At 64.9% G+C, this 21571-nt stretch carries 12 protein-coding genes; 8 read left to right on the forward strand and 4 right to left on the reverse strand.

Annotation, left to right across the window (positions count from 1 at the left end; all coding sequences use genetic code 11):
• The first annotated feature begins 141 nt into the window (after window positions 1-141).
• The 8 genes from treZ to DBY63_RS09945 all read left to right on the forward strand — a co-directional run bounded on the left by treZ (window position 142) and on the right by DBY63_RS09945 (window position 12802).
• A complete protein-coding gene (gene treZ / locus DBY63_RS09910) occupies window positions 142-1947 on the forward strand; it encodes a malto-oligosyltrehalose trehalohydrolase (protein WP_108581807.1) in 1806 nt (601 codons plus the stop codon).
• The gene (gene malQ / locus DBY63_RS09915; RefSeq protein WP_108581808.1) at window positions 1944-4010 is read left to right on the forward strand and encodes a 4-alpha-glucanotransferase; all 2067 of its coding nucleotides are present in this window, start codon (window positions 1944-1946) and stop codon (window positions 4008-4010) included. Before treZ ends, malQ begins: the two co-directional genes overlap by 4 nt.
• Entirely contained in the window at window positions 4007-6814 is a 2808-nt protein-coding gene (gene treY, locus DBY63_RS09920; RefSeq protein WP_108581809.1) for a malto-oligosyltrehalose synthase, read from the forward strand. The genes malQ and treY overlap by 4 nt, the downstream gene beginning before the upstream one ends.
• Window positions 6811-7317, forward strand: a complete 507-nt coding sequence (locus DBY63_RS25195) for a DUF2934 domain-containing protein (protein WP_027599235.1) — start codon at window positions 6811-6813, stop codon at window positions 7315-7317. Before treY ends, DBY63_RS25195 begins: the two co-directional genes overlap by 4 nt.
• A 250-nt stretch (window positions 7318-7567) precedes the next feature.
• Window positions 7568-9757 carry a glycogen debranching protein GlgX gene (gene glgX / locus DBY63_RS09930; protein ID WP_244898821.1) on the forward strand — a complete coding sequence of 730 codons (2190 nt, stop codon included), beginning with the start codon at window positions 7568-7570 and terminating at the stop codon, window positions 9755-9757.
• Window positions 9754-10515 (forward strand): endonuclease/exonuclease/phosphatase family protein, encoded by a 762-nt coding sequence (locus tag DBY63_RS09935; RefSeq protein WP_007161821.1) that lies wholly within the window; start codon window positions 9754-9756, stop codon window positions 10513-10515. The genes glgX and DBY63_RS09935 overlap by 4 nt, the downstream gene beginning before the upstream one ends.
• Entirely contained in the window at window positions 10512-11759 is a 1248-nt protein-coding gene (gene clsB, locus DBY63_RS09940) for a cardiolipin synthase ClsB (protein WP_042134338.1), read from the forward strand. The genes DBY63_RS09935 and clsB overlap by 4 nt, the downstream gene beginning before the upstream one ends.
• Window positions 11756-12802, forward strand: coding sequence for a YbhN family protein (locus DBY63_RS09945; RefSeq protein ID WP_037007058.1), 1047 nt, complete (start codon window positions 11756-11758; stop codon window positions 12800-12802). The genes clsB and DBY63_RS09945 overlap by 4 nt, the downstream gene beginning before the upstream one ends.
• 8 nt (window positions 12803-12810) lie before the next feature.
• On the opposite strand, the gene DBY63_RS09950 is transcribed toward DBY63_RS09945, so the two are convergent.
• The 4 genes from DBY63_RS09950 to DBY63_RS09965 form a co-directional block, all read right to left on the reverse strand.
• Window positions 12811-13536, reverse strand: coding sequence for a polysaccharide lyase family 7 protein (locus DBY63_RS09950; protein WP_027599231.1), 726 nt, complete (start codon window positions 13534-13536; stop codon window positions 12811-12813).
• 89 nt (window positions 13537-13625) lie between these two features.
• Window positions 13626-15845 (reverse strand): 1,4-alpha-glucan branching protein GlgB, encoded by a 2220-nt coding sequence (gene glgB / locus DBY63_RS09955; RefSeq protein ID WP_042134341.1) that lies wholly within the window; start codon window positions 15843-15845, stop codon window positions 13626-13628.
• The gene (gene treS, locus DBY63_RS09960) at window positions 15842-19171 is read right to left on the reverse strand and encodes a maltose alpha-D-glucosyltransferase (protein ID WP_007161826.1); all 3330 of its coding nucleotides are present in this window, start codon (window positions 19169-19171) and stop codon (window positions 15842-15844) included. The genes glgB and treS overlap by 4 nt, the downstream gene beginning before the upstream one ends.
• Window positions 19172-19304: 133 nt before the next feature.
• Window positions 19305-21308: an alpha-1,4-glucan--maltose-1-phosphate maltosyltransferase gene (locus tag DBY63_RS09965; RefSeq protein WP_108581810.1), complete on the reverse strand. Its 2004-nt coding sequence runs from the start codon at window positions 21306-21308 to the stop codon at window positions 19305-19307.
• Window positions 21309-21571: the final 263 nt, after the last annotated feature.

Genomic DNA, 21571 nt, shown 5'->3' on the forward strand with positions numbered 1-21571 from the left:
AGCGCTTTTCCCTCGGCAAAAGGCCGACGAAAAGCGCTTTCCCCGCCTAACTTTGCGCAACTCTCACCGGTCATAACAGCAACTGCGGCCAACTGGGCCGCAGCGTCTTTTCTGCCGTCCGGTTTCGGGAGTTCTCTATCCATGACTGATATTTCGCGCGACGCAGCCGCGGTGACCGGGGGCTATGCCTGGCAGACCCGTGCCGGTGCCACTCTGGTGAACAAGGAACGCACCCTCTTCCACTTCTGGGCGCCCAGCGCTGACGCCGTGTCGGTGGTCCTGGAAGGTGGCATGACCCTTCCCATGGAAGCCGAGCAAGACGGCTGGTTCGCGGTGGAGGCCCAATGCGGTGCCGGCACCCGTTATCGCTACCAGATCAAGGACCTGCTGGTCCCCGACCCGGCCTCCCGCGCCCAGGCCGGCGATGTGCACGAGCCGAGCATCGTCATCGACCCCACCACCTATCACTGGCAGACCGTCGAGTGGCAGGGCCGTCCTTGGCACGAGAGCGTCATCTATGAATTGCACGTCGGCACCCTGGGTGGCTTCGCGGGCGTCGAGAAGCTGGTGCCGCGCCTGGCGGCACTGGGTGTCACCGCCATCGAGCTGATGCCGCTGTCGGAATTTCCTGGCGATCGCAACTGGGGCTATGACGGCGTGCTGCCGTACGCGGTGGAAGCCTCCTATGGCACCCCGGACGACCTCAAGTCGCTGATCGACACCGCCCACGGCCATGGCGTCATGGTCTACCTGGACGTGGTCTACAACCACTTCGGACCGGACGGCAACTACCTGCACGCCTATGCCGAGCGCTTCTTCCGCGAAGACATCCATACGCCCTGGGGTGCGGCCATCGATTTCCGCCAGGACGCGGTACGCCGCTACTTCATCGACAACGCCCTGATGTGGCTGATGGAGTATCGCTTCGACGGCCTCAGATTCGATGCCGTCCACGCCATCAACGACAAGGGCTTCCTCGAAGAGATGGCCGAGGAGATCCGCAGCACCGTCGAGCCGAGTCGCCACATCCACCTGATGCTGGAGAACGAGGACAACACGGCCACGCTGCTGGGTGGCAAGCACTACAACGCGCAGTGGGCGGACGATTGGCACAACGTCATCCACCCCATGCTGACCGACGAGAACGAAGGCTACTACCAGGACTTCACCGAGGACGCCACGGCCAAGCTGGTGCGCTGCCTGGGCGAGGGCTTCATCTACCAGGGCGAGCAGACCCGCCATGGCAAGGCCCGTGGTGAACCCAGCAAGGACCTGCCGGCCTCGGCGTTCGTCATCTTCCTGCAGAACCACGATCAGGTCGGCAACCGCGCCTTCGGTGAACGCCTGACCCGTCTGGCGCCCGAGCCGGCGCTAAAGGCCGCCACTGCCCTGCTGCTGCTCAGCCCGATGATTCCGCTGCTGTTCATCGGTGAGGAATGGGGCAGCCGCCAACCCTTCCTGTTCTTCACCAGCCACAACGACGAGCTGGCCGAGCTGGTCCGCGACGGCCGTCGCAACGAATTCAAGGACTTCGATTTCTTCACCAGCGAAGAGCATCGCCAGCAGATCCCCGACCCGAACGCCGCCAAGACCTTCGAAGATTCCAAGCCCAATTTCGGCGAGGCCGATCAGCCCGATCACGCCGCCTGGCTGGGGCTGTATCGCGAGCTGCTGGAAATCCGCCGCCGCGAACTCTTCCCGCGCCTGGAAGGTGCTCGCCCCATAGGCGCCGAAGCCCTGGCCGAGCGCGCCGTACGGGCGCGCTGGAGTCTCGCCGACGGCAGCCGCCTGACCATCGAACTCAACCTGAGCGACAAGGCCGTACCGGTGGACGAGGCTCCCCAGGGCGAGCTGTTGCACAGCAGTGACGCCAGCGCAACGCCGACCCGCCAGGACGGCACCCTGGCCGCTCACTCGGCACTGGTCTGGCTGGAGAAAAAGGCATGAGTGGAGATCGTTTGGAACAACTGGCGGAGGCCGCGGGCATCGCCATCGAATGGACCGCCTACGACGGCAAGCGCCAACGGGTGAGCCCCGAGGCGCTGCGCAATCTGCTCAAGGCTATCGAGTTGCCGGCGGACAGTGACGCCGAGATCGACACCAGCTTGCGCAAGCTGGCCGAGGTGGGCGACAAGCACCATCTGCCGCCGCTCATCACGGCGGTGGTCGGCAAGCCGGTCGGGGCGCCGGACCAGTTCAAGCGTGGCGTCCGCTACCAGGTGCAGCTGGAAGACGGCGAGCGTCTGGACGGTCAGGTCGACGACCGCGGACAGCTGGCGCCGATCAGCGCCGCCGGTTATCACCAGGCCGAGGTCGATGGCGAAGCCCTGACCCTGGCCGTCGCGCCGGAACGCTGCTTCACCATCGCCGACGCCACCGGCGACGAGCAGGCCCGTCTCTGGGGGCTGGCCGTGCAGCTCTACAGCCTAAGGCGCGAAGGGGGCAGCGGCGCCGGCGATCTGCTGGGCTTGGTGCACTTCGCCAAGGCCGCAGGCAGCAAGGGCGCCGACGCCCTGGCCATAAGCCCGCTGCACGCCATGTTCAGCGCCGACGGCAGTCGCTACAGCCCCTACTCCCCGTCGAGTCGGGTGTTCTTCAACGTGCTCTATGCCGCGCCGGAGCTGGTCCTGGGCGCCGAGCCCGTACGCCAGGCCATGCAGCGCGCCGGCCTGCAGGCGGAAGCCGAGCGCCTGGAGCAGCTGGAACTGATCGACTGGCCGGCCCTGGCCAGGCTGCGGCTGCGCCTGCTGCGTACCCTGCACCTGGACTTCCGCACCGCTGGCGGTGAGCTGCGCGAGCGCTTCGAGGCCTTCCGCCGCGACGGTGGCGACGCCCTGGAAAACCATTGCCGCTTCGAAGCCCTGCATGCCTCCTTCACCCAGGGCGATGCCTCGCCCAGCTGGCAGCATTGGCCCCAGCAGTATCGCGATCCCAAGAATCCGGCCGTGGCCGAATTCGCCGAACGCCATGCCCAGGACGTGGAGTTCTATGCCTTCACCCAGTGGCTGGCCAGCGAAGGACTGTCCGCGGCCCAGGCGCAGTGCCGCGAAGCAGGCATGAAGATCGGCCTGATCGCCGACATCGCCGTAGGCGCTGACGGTGGCGGCAGCCAGGCCTGGAGTCGCCAGGAAGAGCTGCTGGCCTCGGTCACCGTGGGTTGTCCGCCGGATCTGCTCAACCAGAAGGGCCAGGGCTGGGGCATTTCCGCCTTCTCCCCCACGGGCATGGTCAAGCATGGCTTCCGCGCCTTCATCGAGATGCTCAGGGCCAACTTCGCCCATGCCGGCGGCGTGCGCATCGACCATGTGATGGGGCTGCAGCGCCTCTGGCTGGTGCCCGAGGGTGCCTCCCCGGCCGACGGTGCCTATCTCTCCTATCCCATCGACGACCTGCTGCGGCTGGTGGCGCTGGAATCCTGGCGCTATCGCTGCGTGGTCATGGGTGAAGACCTGGGCACCGTACCCGAGGGCTTTCGCGAGCGGCTGGCCGAGCGCGCCATCATGGGCATGCAGGTGCTGTTGTTTGAGCGCGATGGCGACGCCTTCAAGCCGGCCGCGCAGTGGTCGGACACGGCCATGGGCATGCCCACCACCCACGACCTGCCGACCCTCACCGGCTGGTGGCAGGGTCGCGACGCCGATTGGCAGGAAGAACTCGGACTGCTGCCCGACGGCACCTCGCGCCAGGACCGTCTCGACGAGCGTGCCAAGGATCGTCAGCAGCTGGCCAAGGTGCTGGAACTGGACGACACCCGGGAAAGCAATGTCGAGTCCGCCGTCGATGCCGCCATCGACTTCATCGGCCGCACCCCGGCGCCGCTGATCATCCTGCCGGTAGAAGATGCCCTGGGTCAGCTGGAACAGGCCAACCTGCCCGGAACCACCAACGAACACCCCAACTGGCTGCGCCGCTGGGACGACCCCGCCGAGCGCCTGCTGGATGCCGCTACCCCTGAACGACGCCTACGCGTGCTGAGCATTGCTCGTAACAATCCGGAGAACACTCGATGAGTCGCTTGCGCGCTACCGTACGCCTGCAGTTCCACAAGGATTTCACCTTCGACGACGCCCTGCCCCTGGTGGAGTACTACGCCAAGCTGGGCATCAGTCATTTCTATGCCTCGCCCATCACCACCGCGCGCGCCGGTTCCGTGCACGGCTATGACGTGGTCGATCCGACCCGGGTCAACCCGGAACTGGGCGGCGAAGAGGCGCTGCGGCGCCTGGTCGCCCGCCTGCGCGAACACGGCATGGGCCTGATCGCCGACTTCGTGCCCAACCACACCAACGTGGGCGGCTCGGAGAACGCCTGGTGGCTGGACATCCTCGAATGGGGTCGCCAGAGCCGCTACGCGGGCTTCTACGACATCAACTGGTACGGGCCCGACCCGGATCTGCAAGGCCAGGTGCTGCTGCCCTTCCTCGGTGACGCCTATGGCAACGTGTTGCAGGCCGGCGAACTCAAGCTGGTGTTCGACGGCGAGCAAGGCGCCTTCCGCGTCGAGTACTACGCCCACCACTTCCCGATCAACCCGGGTACCTACGGTCAGATCCTGCGCGAGAGCGACCTGCCCCAGCTGAGTCTGTTCGCCGATGCCTTCTCGGCACGGGCCAAGGACCTGGAAGAAGCCCGCGGCGCCCAGCGCCAGTTGGCCGATGCCGCCAAGGACCCCGCCGTCGCCGCTGCCATCGACAAGGCGGTAGCCGCCTTCGACGGTAGCCAGCCGGCCAACCAGGAGCGGCTGCACGCCCTGCTGGAGAGTCAGCACTATCGCCTGGCCAGCTGGCGCACCGCCTCGGACGACATCAACTGGCGGCGCTTCTTCGACATCACCGAACTGGGCGGCCTGCGCATGGAGCGCCATGAGGTGTTCGAGGAAACCCATTCGCTGATCTTCCGCCTGATCAGCGAAGGCCTGCTCGACGGCCTGCGCCTGGATCACATCGACGGCCTGGCCAATCCGCGCGCCTATTGCCGCAAGCTGCGCCGCCGCGTCGACGACCTCTGCGCCAGCCGCAGCGGCGGCGCGCCGGAGGACGGCTTCCCCATCTACATCGAGAAGATCCTCGCCGAAGGCGAGCAGCTGCGCGAAGGCTGGGGCATCGACGGCACCACCGGCTACGAATTCATGAACGAGGTGTCGGCGGTGCAACATGCCGCCAGTGGCGAAGCCCCTTTGCGCCAGTTCTGGGCCGAGCGGACCGGTCGCACCGAGGACTTCCTCGAAGAGGTGCGGGAAGCGCGGCGCCTGGTGCTCACCACCGCGCTGAACAGCGAATTCGAATCGGCCGTGCATACCCTGCACCTGCTGGCGCAGCAGGATTGGCGCACCCGCGACACCAGTCAGGGCGCCATCCGCCGGGTGTTGCTGGAGCTGATCGTGCAGTTCAAGGTCTATCGCACCTACGCCGGCGCGGCGGGCTTCGTCGGCAACGACGCCCAGTGGTTCGATACCGCACTGGAAGCTGCCCGCCCCCACGTCAGCGAGGCGGAGCAACCGCTGCTGGAACAGCTGCGCGCCTGGCTGGGTGGCGACGCCCCGCGTCACAAGCCCGTGGGCAGCGTGGCCCGCCGCGAGCAGCGTCGTGCCATCACCAAGTTCCAGCAACTCACCTCGCCGATCGCCGCCAAGGCGGTGGAAGACACGGCCTGCTATCGCTCCGCGCCGCTGCTGTCGCGCAATGACGTGGGCTTTGATCCACAGCATTTCGCCCAGCCGGTCAGTGCCTTCCACCAGGCCAGCGGTTGGCGCGCCGAGCACTTCCCGCGCAACATGCTGACCACCGCGACCCACGACCACAAGCGTGGCGAAGACACCCGCGCGCGCCTGGCAGTGGTCTCGGAACGCCCGGACGCCTACATCGCCCAGGCCACCCGCTGGATGGAACAGGCCGCACCGTTGCGCGGCCAGTGGAACGACGCCCCGGCGCCGACGCCGGGCGATGAACTGATGCTTTACCAGACCCTGCTCGCCAGCTGGCCGCTGCAGCTCCAGGCCGACGACCAGAAGGGTCTGGAGGCCTATCTGGAGCGGCTGCTTCAGTGGCAGGAAAAGGCCCTGCGCGAAGAGAAGCTGGAGTCCGATTGGTGGGCGCCGAATGGCGACTACGAGGCGGCCTGCAAGGCCTTCCTGGAAGGTCTGCTCACCGACGCCAAGTACCGCGCCCTGCGCGGCGAGATCGTCACCGCGGTCCGCGAACTGGCTCCGGCCGGTGCGTTGAACGGCCTGGTGCAGATGCTGCTGCGCAATACCGCGCCCGGCGTGCCCGACCTCTACCAGGGTGGTGAATTCTGGGACTTCAGCCTGGTGGAGCCCGACAACCGCCGTGCCGTGGACTACGCCCCACGGCAGCAGGCGCTGGCCAAGCACGCTTCCGTCGAGGCTGCCCTGGATGCCTGGCAGAACGGCGAGATCAAGCAACAGGTACTGGCTGCCGTCCTGCAGCTGCGCAAGCAGCAGCCGCAGCTGTTCACCGGAGGTCGCTACCTGCCCCTGACCGTAGTGGGTGCCCATGCCGATCAGGTGCTGGCGTTCGCCCGGACCTGGGAGCAACAGGCGGTGATCGTCATCGTGCCGGTGCATGCCTCCGACCTCCTGCAGAACGATGGAAATCTCCGCTTTTCCGCAGAGGCCTGGCAGGACACCCGGATAAAACTTCCGGAAACCTTGTCCATGTACCGTTTTGGGGAAACTTTTGCCCCGGCATCTGTCCATGACCAGAAGAAAGAGCTTTCTGTCGGCGAGGTTCTGGCACGTTTTCCGCTTGGATTGCTCAGCACACAAGACATCACTCAAGGAGCCGCACCGCAATGACCCAAAAAGACGAACGCATCCAGCAGCTCGCCTATCAGATCTGGGAGTCCGAAGGACGGCCGGCCCACGAACACGATCGCCACTGGGAGATGGCGACTCGACTGTACGAAGCCGAACAGGAAGGCGTGGCCAAGAAGACCGCGGCCAAGAAGCCTCGCGCGACCAAGGCTGCGGCAGCGAGCGCGGACAAGCCCGTCGCCAGCAAGCCCCGCACCACCGGCAAGACCAAGAGTGGCAGCGAGAAGGCCGCTACCGAAGCCGCAGCGGCCGGTGAGTCGGTAACCGAGAAGGTGGAATCGGCGGCCAAGAAGGTTGCCTCCAAGGTCAAGCAGGCGGTCAAGCCCAGTGCAGGCAAGACCGGCGCGAGCAAGACCACTGCTAGCAAGGCCAAGGCCGATGCCAACGTCGAGGCAACCGGCGTAGGCGTGGCTCCGGCCACGCCGAAGAAGCCGCGCGCGTCCCGCGCCAAGGCGGCCACGACCAAGCCCGCCGCCACCGAGTGATGTGATGTTTCGGCCTGGCCGTCCGGCCAGGCCTTCCCCCCGCCGCCTCGCTGCGGTGTCTGCGTTATCACTGTTTTTCTGATTTTTTCCTGAAAAAACAACGCTTTGTCGGTTCGCCATCAGGGCTCGGAACTGCGCTGCGTCGGGCCTTTCATATGCAGGTAGCCGGATCTGTATCGATTCAGCCACCGGCAGGTATTGAGAGCCGAGTCAGAGCTACTTCCTTCCTAGCTATCCCGAGAGCGTCGAAATGACTTCAACCGAGTCCAACAAGCCGTTAACCGAAGCGACCACTTTCATCAGCAAGTCCAAGTCTCGTGTTCGTGAAGGGCTGCCCTACCCCCTGGGCGCCACCTGGGACGGCTCCGGCGTGAACTTCGCCATCTTTTCCGCCAACGCCACCAAGGTGGAACTCTGTCTCTTCGACGACGAAGGCAAGGAAGAAATCGAGCGTATCGAACTGCCGGAATTCACCAACGAGATCTGGCACGGCTATCTGCCCGACGCCCGTCCCGGCACCCTCTACGGCTATCGCGTGCATGGCCCGTACGAGCCGCAGAATGGCCATCGTTTCAACCACAACAAGCTGCTGATCGATCCTTATGCCAAGCAGATCGTGGGCGAGCTGGAGTGGAACGATGCCCTGTTCGGCTACACCATCGGCCACCCCGATGGCGACCTGTCCTTCGACGAGCGTGACAGCGCGCCCTTCATGCCGCGCTGCCGCGTCATCGACCCCGCCTTCACCTGGGGCAACACCACCCACCCGCGCGTGCCGCGTGATCGCACCGTGTTCTACGAGACCCACGTCCGTGGCTACACCATGCAGCACCCGGCCGTCCCGGAAAGCGCCCGCGGCACCTTTTCCGGTCTGCAGGAGAGCGAGGTCATCGACTACATCAAGTCGCTCGGCATCACCTCCGTCGAACTGATGCCGATCCACTACTTCCTCGATGACAACCACCTGCTGGAAAAGGGCCTGAGAAACTTCTGGGGTTACAACACCCTGGCCTTCTTCGCCCCGCACTCGCGCTACATGGCCAGCCAGTCCATCGGCGAATTCAAGGTGATGGTCGCGCGCATGCACAACGCCGGCCTCGAGGTCATCCTCGACGTGGTCTACAACCACACCGCCGAAGGCAACGAGATGGGCCCGACCCTCTCGCTCAAGGGCATCGACAACGCCAACTACTACCGCCTGATGCCCGATGATGCGCGCTACTACATCAACGACACCGGCACCGGCAACACCCTGAACATGAGCCACCCCTGCGTGCTGCAGATGGTGACCGACTCGCTGCGCTACTGGGCTACCGAGATGGGCGTGGACGGCTTCCGCTTCGACCTGGCCACCATCCTGGGTCGCGAGCCGGACGGCTTCGACGAGGGCGGCGGCTTCCTGCACGCCTGCCGTCAGGACCCGATCCTGGCCGAGACCAAGCTCATCGCTGAACCCTGGGACTGCGGCCCTGGCGGCTATCAGGTGGGCAACTTCCCGCCCGGCTGGATGGAGTGGAACGACACCTTCCGCGACACCGCCCGTGCCTTCTGGAAGGGTGACGAGGACAAGATCGGCGACTTCGCGAAGATCTTCCTGGGCTCCGGCGACAAGTTCAATCGTCGCGGTCGTAAGCCCTATTCGTCCGTGAACTTCGTGACCGCTCACGATGGCTTCACCCTGGCCGATACCGTGTCGTACAACGACAAGCACAACGAGGCCAACGGCGAAGACAACAACGACGGTCACTCCCACAACCTGTCGTGGAACTGTGGAGCCGAAGGCGAGACGGACGATCCGGAAATCATCGAGCTGCGCTATCGCCAGATGCGCAACCTGTTGGCCACCCTCTTCCTCTCCCAGGGCACGCCGATGCTGCTGGCCGGCGACGAATTCGCCCGGACCCAGGGCGGCAACAACAACGCCTACTGCCAGGACAGCGAGATCGGCTGGGTCAACTGGGAGATCAGCGAGAAGAGCGCCGAACTGCAGGAATACGTGCGCAACCTGATCGACCTGCGTCGTCGCTATCCGCTGCTGCGTCGTAGCCGCTTCTTCACCGGCGCCTACAACGAGGAATTGGGCGTCAAGGACGTCACCTGGCTGCAGCCCGGTGGCAGCGAGATGGGCGATGAGCAATGGCAGGACGGCAGCAACAAGTGCATGGGCATCCTCCTGGATGGTCGCGCTCAGCCGACCGGCATTCGTCGCAAGGGCGCGGATACCTCGCTGCTGATTCTGGTCAATGCTCATTATGACGTGGTGGATTTCACCCTGCCGGAAGTCCCCATGGGCGAGCATTGGTCCCTGCAGCTGGACACCAATCAGCCCGATCTGGATGCCGGCGACGTCTTCAATTTCGGAGATACCTATCAGGTCACCGGACGCTCGGTATTGCTGTTCGAGCTGACCCAGACCAAGCGGAGGAAGCGCCAGGCATGACGGACGCGCAACAGGGTTTTTCGTTCAAGGTCCTGACCATCAACACGCACAAGGGCTTCACGTCCTTCAACCGCAAGTTCATCTTGCCGGAATTGCGCGAGGCGGTGCGGACGGTGTCAGCGGACATTGTCTTCTTGCAGGAGGTGTTGGGTACCCACGAAAAGCACCCGTTGCGCTTCGAGAACTGGCCGGCGGCGCCGCAGTACGAGTTCCTGGCCGATTCCATGTGGACCGATTTCGCCTACGGGCGAAATGCGGTCTACCCGGATGGCCATCACGGTAATGCGGTGCTGTCGAAGTTTCCCATCGTCAGTTACGACAACTTCGACATTTCCATCGCCGGACCGGAAAAGCGCGGGATGCTGCATTGCGTCCTGCGTGTTCCGGATCAGGGTGTGGATCTGCACGTGATCTGCGTGCACCTGGGATTGCGGGAAAAGCACCGCCAGATGCAGATGAAGCTGATCTGCGAACACATCAATTCCCTGCCCAGCGACGCTCCCGTCGTGGTGGCGGGGGATTTCAACGACTGGCGCCAGAAGGCCAACGACATCCTTGGCCAGGGCGCGGGCCTCGAAGAGGTGTTCATGAAGACCGCGGGGCGCCTGCCCAAGACCTTCCCGGCGAAGCGTCCCCTGCTCTGCCTGGATCGCATCTATACCCGTAACGTCAGTGTCGGGCGCCCACAGGTGCTGGGCAATCAGCCGTGGTCGCACCTCTCCGACCACGCTCCCCTGGCTGCGGACTTCCACCTATGAACTTCGAATGGCGGGACGGAAACCGCATCGCCTTGCTGGAAAACGGCGAGGACTTCTTTCCACGGGTCTTCGAGGCGATTCGCGAAGCCGAGCGCGAGGTGATCATCGAGACCTTCATCCTCTTTTACGACAAGGTCGGCAAGGCCTTGCAGGAGGAATTGGTCGCGGCGGCCAAGCGCGGTGTCCAGGTGGACATCACCGTGGATGCCTACGGCTCGCCGGACCTGCCGCAGGCCTTCATCGACGAGATGGTCCATGCCGGGGTGCGCTTTCGCTACTACGATCCGCGCCCCCTGGTTATGGGCATGAGGACCAACCTCTTTCGCCGCCTGCATCGCAAGATCGTGGTGGTGGACGCCCGCCTGGGTTTCATCGGCGGCATCAACTATTCCGCCGAGCACCTGGGCGACTTCGGGCCCGAGGCCAAGCAGGATTATGCCGTCGAGGTCGAAGGCCCCATCGTCGATGACATCCATCGCTTCGCCCGCGACGCCATCAACTCCCCGGAAGAGACCCACCGCTGGTGGGGCAAGCGCTCGCAGAAACCGGCCGACAATCGCAATCCCGGCAATGCCCAGGCGCTGCTGGTGTTCCGCGACAACGACGAGCACCGCGCCGATATCGAAAAGCACTACCTGGAGATGCTGCGCAACGCCAAGCGCGAGGTGGTGATCGCCAATGCCTATTTCTTCCCCGGCTATCGACTGCTCAGGGAGATGCGCAATGCGGCGCAACGCGGCGTCCGCGTGGTGCTGATCGTCCAGGGCGAACCGGACATGGCCATCGTCAAGGTCGGCGCCCAGATGCTCTACAACTACCTGGTCAAGGCCGGGGTGGAGATCTACGAATATTGCCTGCGCCCCCTGCACGGCAAGGTGGCGACCATGGACGAGCACTGGTCCACCGTGGGTTCGAGCAATCTCGACCCCCTGAGTCTTTCGCTCAATCTCGAATGCAACCTGATCTTCCACGACCATGCCTTCAACCGTGAATTGCGCGGTCGCCTGGAAACCCTGATCCAGAATCACTGCGAGCACGTCGACAGCAGCAAGGTGCCCAAGCGCACCTACTGGCACCTGGCCAAGACGATGCTGGTCTTCCACTTCCTGCGCCACTTTCCCGCCTGGGTCGGCTGGCTGCCCGGTCATACCCCCAAGATCGAACTGGTGAGTCCGCCGGTGCAGCCCGAGCTCGAAACCCAGGACCGGGTCGATTCCTCGATCTCAAGGTATCCGCAACGATGAGCAGCCACAGCGACACCCTGGACCACGCCGACGACGAGGCGGACCAGCAGGCCGCCGACAAACCGCAGAATAAGCACTGGGTCCTGGCCAAGAAGATTCTCACCTGGGTGTTCCTGATCGCGGTGGTGGTGCTGCTGGTGATCTATGCCCGCAAGGTCGACTGGGGCGAAGTCTGGAAGGTCTTCACCGGCTACAAGTGGACCACCCTGGCCATGGCCGGTGGCCTGGTGGTGCTGTCCTACATCATGTATGGCTGCTACGACCTGATCGGGCGCGCCTATTGCGGCCACAAGCTGGTCAAGCGCCAGGTGTTCCTGGTGTCCTTCATCTGCTATGCCTTCACCCTGACCCTGAGCACCTGGGTCGGCGGCATCGGCATGAGGTATCGCCTCTACTCGCGGCTGGGCCTGTCCAGCGGCACCATCACCCGGATCTTTTCCCTGAGCATCGCCACCAACTGGCTGGGGTATGTCCTGCTCGCCGGCGGCATCTTCGTCAGCGGCGTAGTGGACATGCCGCCCAACTGGTTCGTCGGTGATACCACGCTGCGACTGATCGGCTTTGGTCTGCTGGCCTTCATCGTTTTCTACCTGGGCGTCTGCGCCTTCGCCAAGCAGCGCGAATGGACGGTGCGCAAGCAGCGCCTCGCCTTGCCCTCGCTGCGCATGGCCTGTCTGCAGCTGCTGGTGTCCTCAATCAACTGGATGGCCATGGCCGCCATTGTCTATCTCTTTCTCGGCCGTCAGGTGGACTATCTGCATGTACTCGGCGTCCTGCTGCTGTCCAGCATCGCCATGGTCATCGTGCATATCCCGGCCGGGGTCGGGGTGCTGGAGACGGTGTTCATCGCCCTGCTGGCCAACGACGGTCTTTCCCAAGGCAAGATCATCGCCGCCCTGCTCGGCTACCGGACGCTGTACTTCATCGTCCCGCTGCTGATCGCCGCCGTGCTCTACTTCGCCCTGGAGAGCCGCGCCAAGAAGCTCAAGGTCAGCAACGACCGCCGCGAAGAGCGCAAGCAGCAGGAAAAGCACGCCACCTAGGGCGTGCTCTATCTGTTATTGGGCTGGTGCATGGAAATCAGCCGGTAGAACAGCACACGCCCGCCCTCGGTGGCGGGCCCTTCCCCATCGCGCAAGCGGGCGCCCGCCTTGAAATACAGGTGATGGCTGCTCCAAGCGCTGTCCAGTTGCAGACCCAGGTCTCCGTTGCGGGAACCGGCGCCATGGGCACGTACCGTGAGCACCCCGGTACGCGCCAGCTTGATGTCATAGCTGAAGCGACTGTTGAGCGGTAGATGCTCCAGCAGGATGACGTCCTTGGGACTGTCGGTGGGGCTTTCCCGCAACCGGGCGATGAGTTGGCCCTGCTCGACCTGTCCCTTGGCAGTGGCCGCGCTTTCCACGCGGTAGACCAGTTGCAACAGTGCCTGGGACGCTTCAGGCGCGGCGGTCTGGTCCTCGATCTGGCTGATGATGACCTCGGGGCGTGAGGGCACCTGCTGCACCGCCGCTTCGGCCTGCAGCAGGGCATCGGCCTCGCGATACTTCCAGGCATAGGCGCTGCCGTCCGGACGCGTTTCGCGCAACTCGGTGGCGGGATAGCTGTTGAAGGGTTGCGGGGTACCGGTCACGGGGACCCAGAACAGCAGCGACCCTCCCTCACCACGCATGAGATAGGGGCTGCGAAAGGCGCTGCTGTTGAGTTCGGCGGTCTGTACCTGGGCCACGGGCATGGGTACGGGAACCGTCAGATTCCATTCGGCGAGATCGATCATGGTGCTCTCGGTTGCCAGATGCCTGACAAGCATCGCCCAGAACGGGGATGCCTGTCAGCGCAGCGCGTCCCTTGCGGGACGCTCCCGGATCAGCCCTGCGGCTTGAACACCAGCACACCGAGGGGTGGCAACTGCAGATTCAGCGAGGCCGGCTGACCATGGGCGCCGATCTCCTCGGCGTTCACCCCGCCGCCGTTGCCCAGGTTGGAACCACCGTAGCGCTCGGCGTCGCTGTTGAAGATCTCCTGCCAATGGCCCAGCGACGGCACGCCCACCCGGTAGTCATGCCGCGGTACCGGCGTGAAGTTGGCGATCACCAGCAAGGGCCGCTGCTGGGCATCCTTGCGCAGCCAGGCGAAGACGCTGTTGCCATTGTCGTCGCCGACCACCCAGTCAAAACCCTCGGGCAGGTGGTCGCGCTCGTGCAGTGCCGGCTCATGGCGATAGAGCTGGTTGAGGTCGGCCAGCAATTGCTGCACACCGCGGTGGGTGCCGTGTTCCAGGAGGAACCAGTCCAGCTCGCGGTCATGACTCCACTCGCGCCACTGGCCGAACTCGCAGCCCATGAACAGCAGCTTCTTGCCCGGGTGGGTCCACATGAAGCTCAGATAGGTGCGCAGATTGGCGAACTTCTGCCAGACGTCCCCCGGCATCTTTTCGATCATCGAGCCCTTGCCGTGCACCACCTCGTCGTGGGAGATGGGCAGCATGAAGCGCTCGGACCAGGCGTACACCAGGCCAAAGGTCATCTGATGGTGATGGTACTGGCGATAGACCGGATCCTCTTCCACATAGTGGAGGGTGTCGTTCATCCAGCCCATGTTCCACTTGAAGTCGAAGCCCAGGCCGCCTTCACTGACCGGTGCGCTCACACCCGGCCAGGACGTGGATTCCTCGGCGATCACCAGCGCACCCGGCGCCTCTTCGTGGACCACCTCGTTGAGGTGACGCAGGAAGGCGATGGTTTCCAGGTTCTCGCGACCGCCATGGATGTTGGGGATCCACTCGCCGTGCTTGCGCGAATAGTCGCGGTAGAGCATGGAAGCCACGGCATCCACCCGCAGGCCGTCGATGTGGAAGTGCTTGAGCCAGTGCATGGCCGAGGCCAGCATGAAGCCGTGCACCTCATGGCGCCCCAGGTTGTAGATGTAGGTGTTCCAGTCCTGGTGGAAGCCTTCGAAGGGATGCTCGTATTCGTACAGGGCGGTGCCGTCGAAGCGAGCCAGGCCGTGTTCGTCGGTGGGGAAATGCGCCGGCACCCAGTCGAGGATGACACCGATGTCGGCCTGGTGGCAGGCGTCGACGAAGGCGGCGAAATCCGCCGGGGTACCGAAGCGCGAGGTGGGCGCGAACTGGCCGAGCGGCTGGTAGCCCCAGGAACCGCTGAAGGGGTGTTCCATGATCGGCAACAGCTCGATATGGGTGAAGCCCATCTCGCGGACATAGGGAATCAGGCGCTCGGCCAGTTCCCGCCAGTTGTACTGGCGCCCCTCGTCACCGCCTTCGCGGCGCCAGGACCCGGCATGCAGTTCATAGACCGAGATCGGCGCTTCCACACCCTGCAGTTCGCGGCGGCGGGCCATCCAGTCCTGGTCGTGCCAGGTGAAGGGCTTGTTGTCGGCCACCACCGAGGCAGTGCGCGGCGGCAATTCCGCGGCCAGGGCGATGGGATCGGCCTTGAGCGGCAGTACGCCGTGCTGGCCGAGGATCTCGTACTTGTAGGAAGTACCGACCGGCAGGCGCGGCACGAACAGCTCCCAGACGCCGCTGTTGGCGCGCAGGCGCATGGGCAGCCGGCGGCCGTCCCAGCTGTTGAAGTCGCCGACCACCGAGACGCGGCGGGCATTGGGGGCCCAGACCGCGAAGCGCACGCCCTCCACGCCGTCGACTTGGCAGCGCTGGGCGCCAAAGGTCTCGCCGAGGTTGCGGTGGCGGCCTTCGTTGAACAGATACAGGTCGGTCTCCCCCAGCAGCAGACCGAAGGAATAGGGATCCTCGGTTTCCTGCACGCCGCTGGGCCAGCGGATGACCAGCTTGTAGGGCGCGGCGTATTCCAGCCGCGCGACGAACAGCCCGGGCACCCGCCCCGGCTGCATCTGGGCCAGGGGCCGACCGCTGACGCGATCGACCAGTTCCACGCCCAGGGCGTTGGGCAGGAAGGCGCGGACGATCACGCCCTCGCCATCGGGATGGGGACCGAGCACGGCGAAGGGATTGCCGTGCTCGCCGCGGGCCAGCGACTCGGCTTCGGCAGCCGAAAGCCGGGCGTCGTCCAGGGGAGCGACGGGAGCGGTGTTGTGATCGGTCATGCGCGGGCTCCGGACAAGAGGGTCTCGACGATGGCAGCGACGCCACGTAGCGGGATGTTGATCCAGGTGGGTCGGTTGGCAGCCTCGTAGCCTATCTCATACACCGCCTTCTCCAGGCTGTAGAGATCCAGCGCCGCCTGCTCGCCGCGCTCGCCCCACTGGTGACCGATACCGGCCGCCGCAGCGCGATAGCCTTCCAGGAAGGCCGCGTAGGAGGCATTGCGATAGGTCTCCGCCGCCTTGGCACGCAGCTGCAGATGCTCTTCCGAGGTATCGGCGCCGGCGTTGCTCGACTGGGTGACCATGGCCGCCGCGTAGTCGAAGGAGCGCAGCACCCCGGCGACATCCTTGTGCGGACCGTACTTGCCGCGCCGCTCTTCCAGCGACCGCGCCGGCTCGCCTTCGAAGTCGATGAGGATGGCGTCGTCCTGGGCCACCAGCACCTGACCCAGGTGCAGATCGCCATGGACGCGGATGCGCAGACCGCCTTCGACATCCGCGGCCAGGGCCTCGATGCGCTTGGCCAGGGCTTCGCGCTTGCCGACCAGACCCTGCAGCAGCTCCTTGCCGGTGGCATCGAGCTTGTCGCTCATGCCCTGCAGGGTGTCCAGAGCACCGTCCACCTGGACGCGAACGCGGTGCGCCAGCTCCTTGGCCGCCTGGGCATCCACGGTTTCCGGCGCGAAGGCCGCGTCTTCGGTGGGCTGCGCCAGCACCAGGTGCATCTCGCCCAGGCGCTTGCCCAGCACGCCGGCGAAGGCCGCCAGATCGCCCATGGCGGTGAACTCGTTCTCCACGTCGGAGATGCCGCCGCTGAGCAGATCGCGGGTGACGCGATCCAGACCGTCCAGACTCCAGGTCCAGGCATCGCCCTGGTTGTGGATGTGCTGCTGCACCAGCATCAGCACGTGCGGGGTGCCATCCGGCGCGATGCGCTGGGCTACGGCATGGGTCGCGGCGATGTTGGCGAAGCCGGCCTGGGCCAGGTAGCGCCCCATCTCCACTTCCGGATGGATGCCCGGCGCCACCTTGCGGATCAGCTTGAGCATCAGGTGGTCGCCGACGATCAGCGAGCTGTTGGACTGCTCGACACCCAGGTGCTTGATCTCGATGTCCGGATCCAGCGCGAAGTCCTCGGGCTGGTCATAGACCTCGAAGCTCAGCTCGCCGGACGGCGAAGCGATCTTGGCGCCCTTGCGGAAGGCGTCAAACACGCCATGGACGAAGCTGGTCAGGGCGAAGGCATCGGTCACCAGGCCCACGCGCCGCACGTGGCGGATGCGCGACAGGGCCAGCTGGGTGGCCAGCGGACTGCAGTGCTGGTCCTCTTCGGCGAGGAAGCCCAGGGGCAGCGCATAGCGCTCTTCGCCCTTGGCATTGGTCACCACCACCTCGCTGAACATCACCGGCAGCTTGGGCGTGTTGATCTGGGCCGCATAGTCCAGGCGCACGCTGGTGATGGCTTCGTCCTTGGAACCGAACCAGCGCCGCTTGGGCAGATAGACCGGCAGCACCTCTTCGAAGATGCGGCGCGGCTCGCCCTCCAGCAATTCCTGCAGGTGCCGCTTGATGACCACCGTCTGGTAGTCGGGCATCGGCGCCGGCGGCTCGGTGTGCCAGGCAGGCATCTGCTCGTTGCCGGCCAGGTAGAACCAGTAGAAGCCATAGGGCGGCAGGGTCAGCATGTAGGGCAGCTGGCCGATGGGCGGGAAGGCGCTGCCGCCGATCATTTCCACCGGCACCTGACCGGCGAAGCTGGACAGGTCCAGTTCCACCGCCTGGGCGGCGCGGGAGACGTTGGCTACGCAGAGAATGGTCTCGTGTTCGCCCTGGGCGTTGGTGAAGTCGCGCAGGTAGGCCAGGATGCGTCTGTTTGTGGGCGACAGCATCTTCAGGGTGCCGCGACCGAAGGCCTTCTGCTGCTTGCGCACGGCCAGCATGCGCCGCGTCCAGTTGAGCAGCGAATGGGGATCGCGGGACTGGGCCTCGACGTTGATCGCCTGGTAGCCATAGAGCGGATCCATGATCGATGGCAGCACCAGGCTGGCTGGGTCGGCGCGGGAGAAACCGCCGTTGCGGTCGACCGACCACTGCATCGGGGTACGCACGCCGTCGCGGTCGCCCAGGTGGATGTTGTCACCCATGCCGATTTCGTCGCCGTAGTACATCGTCGGGGTGCCGGGCATCGACAGCAGCAGGCTGTTGAGCAGCTCGATACGCCGACGGTCGCGCTCCAGCAGGGGCGCCAGACGGCGCCGGATGCCGAGGTTGATGCGCGCGCGGCGATCGGAGGCGTAGTAGTTCCACAGATAGTCCCGCTCGCGGTCGGTCACCATCTCCAGGGTCAGTTCGTCGTGGTTGCGCAGAAAGATCGACCACTGGCAGTTGGCCGGGATCTCCGGGGTCTGGCGCAGGATGTCGGTGATGGGGAAGCGGTCTTCCTGGGCGATGGCCATGTACATCCGCGGCATCAGCGGGAAGTGGAAGGCCATGTGGCATTCGTCGCCATCGCCGAAGTACAGCTGGGTGTCTTCCGGCCACTGATTGGCCTCGGCCAGCAGCATGCGATCGGGATAGTTGGCGTCGATCTCGGCGCGGATTTCCTTGAGTACCGCGTGGGTCTCGGGCAGGTTCTCGTTGTTGGTGCCGTCGCGTTCCACCAGGTAGGGGATGGCGTCCAGACGCAGGCCGTCGACACCCATGTCCAGCCAGTACCTCATGATGGAGATCACCGCCTTCATCACCTGGGGATTGTCGAAGTTCAGGTCGGGCTGGTGCGAATAGAAGCGGTGCCAGAAGTACTGGCCGGCGACCGGGTCCCAGGTCCAGTTGGACTTCTCGGTGTCGAGGAAGATGATGCGGGTGCCGTCGTACTTCTGGTCGTCATCGGACCAGACGTAGAAGTTGCGTGCCGCCGAACCCTTCTTGGCGCGGCGGGCGCGCTGGAACCAGGGGTGCTGGTCGGAGGTGTGGTTGATGACCAGTTCGGTGATCACCCGCAGGCCACGGGCATGGGCCTCGGCGATGAACCTCTTGGCATCGGCCATGGTGCCGTAGTCGGGGTGGATGCCGCGGTATTCGGCGATGTCGTAGCCGTCGTCGCGCCGCGGCGAGGGATAGAACGGCAGCAGCCAGATGGTGTTGACGCCCAGGCTGGCGATGTAGTCGAGCTTCTCGATCAGGCCGGGAAAGTCGCCGATGCCATCGTTGTTGGAGTCGAAGAAGGACTTCACGTGCACTTGATAGATGACCGCGTCCTTGTACCAGAGCGGATCGTCGATGAAGGCAGCGGGTTTGCGGGAACGAGCTTTATTGGGTTTTGCCATGTCGTCAGGTCCTTAACAGGGCGTCTGAATCGAATGCGTGTACCGGTCGTCCTTGCCGCCCGGCAGTGATGACGGCCGGGCCAGGCGGTGCGGATCTGTCCGCACCGCCAGGCCCGTGCCGCCCGAGGTAGCGCTAGTGGCCCGCCTGGATGCGCCAGATGCCGAAGGGCATCGACGGCTCCAGGCGCGTCCACTGGGTCTTGCCGTGCCAGGCCCAGCGGTGCCCGGTCATGAGGTCCTCGCCATAGGTGGTGGCGTGGTCGTCGAGACCCAGCTCCCACAGCGGCAGTTCGAAGTGGCCTTCCTGGGCGTTGAAGGGATCCAGGTTGATGGCGATCAGGATGAAGTTGCCCAGGTCGTCGGTGCGCTTGCCGAAATAAAGGATCTGGTCGTTCCAGCAGTTGTAGATCTTCAGCCCCAGGTGGGTCTGCAACGCCGGGTTCTGCCGGCGGATGCGGTTGAGCTGGGCGATCTCGCCCATGATGTTGCCGTGGGCGTAGAAGTCGCGCGGGCGCAGCTCGTATTTCTCCGAATCCAGGTACTCCTCCTTGCCCGGCGTGAGCGGCGCGCCCTCGCAGAGTTCGAAGCCGGCGTACATGCCCCACAGGCCGGAGCCCATGGTGGCCAGGGCGGCGCGGATCAGGAAGCCGGGCCGGCCGCTGGTCTGCAGGAAGCCCGGGTTGATGTCCGGCGTGTTGACGAAGAAGTTCGGCCGGTAGCAGTCACGCAGCGGGGCTTCGTTGAGCTGGGTGAAGTATTCAGTCAGCTCGGCCTTGGTGTTGCGCCAGGTGAAGTAGGTGTAGCTCTGGCTATAACCGACCTTGCCCAGGCGCGCCATCATGGCCGGCTTGGTAAAGGCCTCGGCGAGAAACATGACATCGGCGTCACGACCGCGGATATCGGCGATCAGCCATTCCCAGAAGGGCAGCGGCTTGGTGTGGGGGTTGTCGACGCGGAAGATCTTCACGCCCTGCTCCACCCAGTGCCAGACCACGTCGCGCAGCGCCAGCCAGAGATCCGGCACGGCATCCTTGGCATAGAAATCGACGTTGACGATGTCCTGGTACTTCTTCGGCGGATTCTCCGCATAGCGCATCGAGCCGTCCGGCCGCCAGGAGAACCAGCCCGGATGCTCCTTGAGCCAGGGGTGATCCGGCGAACACTGAATGGCGAAGTCCAGGGCGATCTCCAGGCCATGGTCGGCAGCGGCCGCCACCAGGGCGCGGAAGTCGTCCAGGGTACCCAGCTCGGGATGCACGGCGTCATGGCCGCCATCCGGGCTGCCGATGGCATAGGGACTACCCGGCTGGTCCGCGCCCGCCCCCAGGGTGTTGTTCTTGCCCTTGCGGTGAGCCAGGCCGATCGGATGGATCGGCGGGAAATACAGCACATCGAAGCCCATGTCGCGCACGCGCGGCAACTCGCCGATCACGTTGCGGAAGGTGCCGTGACGCTGGGGGTCGTCGGTGATGGAGCGCGGAAAGAGCTCGTACCAGCTGGCGAATTCGGCGCGCAGGCGCTCAATGTCCAGCGGGTATTCGATGCTGTGGGTCAGGTGGACATAGGCATCCACCGACGCCATGGCCTGGCTGGCCTCGCCGGCCAGGAGCACGGCGACCTTGTCGCCCTCGCTGCCGGCCTGGTCCAGCCGCTGCAGCAGCGCCTCCAGGGGACCGCGCTGCTCGCCTTCGGCGCGGGACAGGGCTTGCTCCACATGGATGCGGCCCTCCTGCAGTTCCAGGTTCAGCCCGACACCCGCGGCGTACTTCTTCTCGATTTCGTAGCGATAGGTGCCCCAGACATCCCACCAGGCCTGGACCACGAATTCGTAGCGACCCACCGCGGGCGGAGTGAAGCGGCCGCGCCAGAGATCGTTGGTTTCCAGGGTCAAGGGAGCCTGTTGCCAGTTCTCCTCGCCCTCCCGACGCCAGAGCACGCTGGCCGCCAGCTTGTCGTGGCCATCGGCGAAGATCTTGGCGGTCACCTCGACGACGCGCCCGGCGATGCCCTTGGCGGCGAACTGGCCATTGTCTACGGCCGGCGTGACCGACTCTATGGCGATGCGCGGGGTTTGGGCGGCGGTAGCGGGATCGAGGGAAAGCGTGGAAAAAGAACCGGGGAGATCGGTGTTCGACATCGAGCCTGACTCCATCTTGGGACGCGTGAAAGGTCGCAACGCGCAAGCGCTGCGACCTTGGTCATGAACCCGCTACTGCTTGGCTTGCCGCCAAAGAGGCCCGGCTGGCCGAACCCCTCAAGGGAGTCGGTAACCCGTAGTGACACCCCTAGGGATGCCACTCCAGACAGCCGCGGCTCTACTGCAACCGGAAGCACTCACGCGGGTGTGTCTGAAAGAGTCTGAGCGCCGACGACGCGCAAAAGTTCAGCCAAACCGCAATG

Origin of the sequence: Pseudomonas sp. RIT411, from assembly GCF_003057735.2 — a bacterium.
Classification (GTDB): domain Bacteria; phylum Pseudomonadota; class Gammaproteobacteria; order Pseudomonadales; family Pseudomonadaceae; genus Chryseomonas; species Chryseomonas oryzihabitans.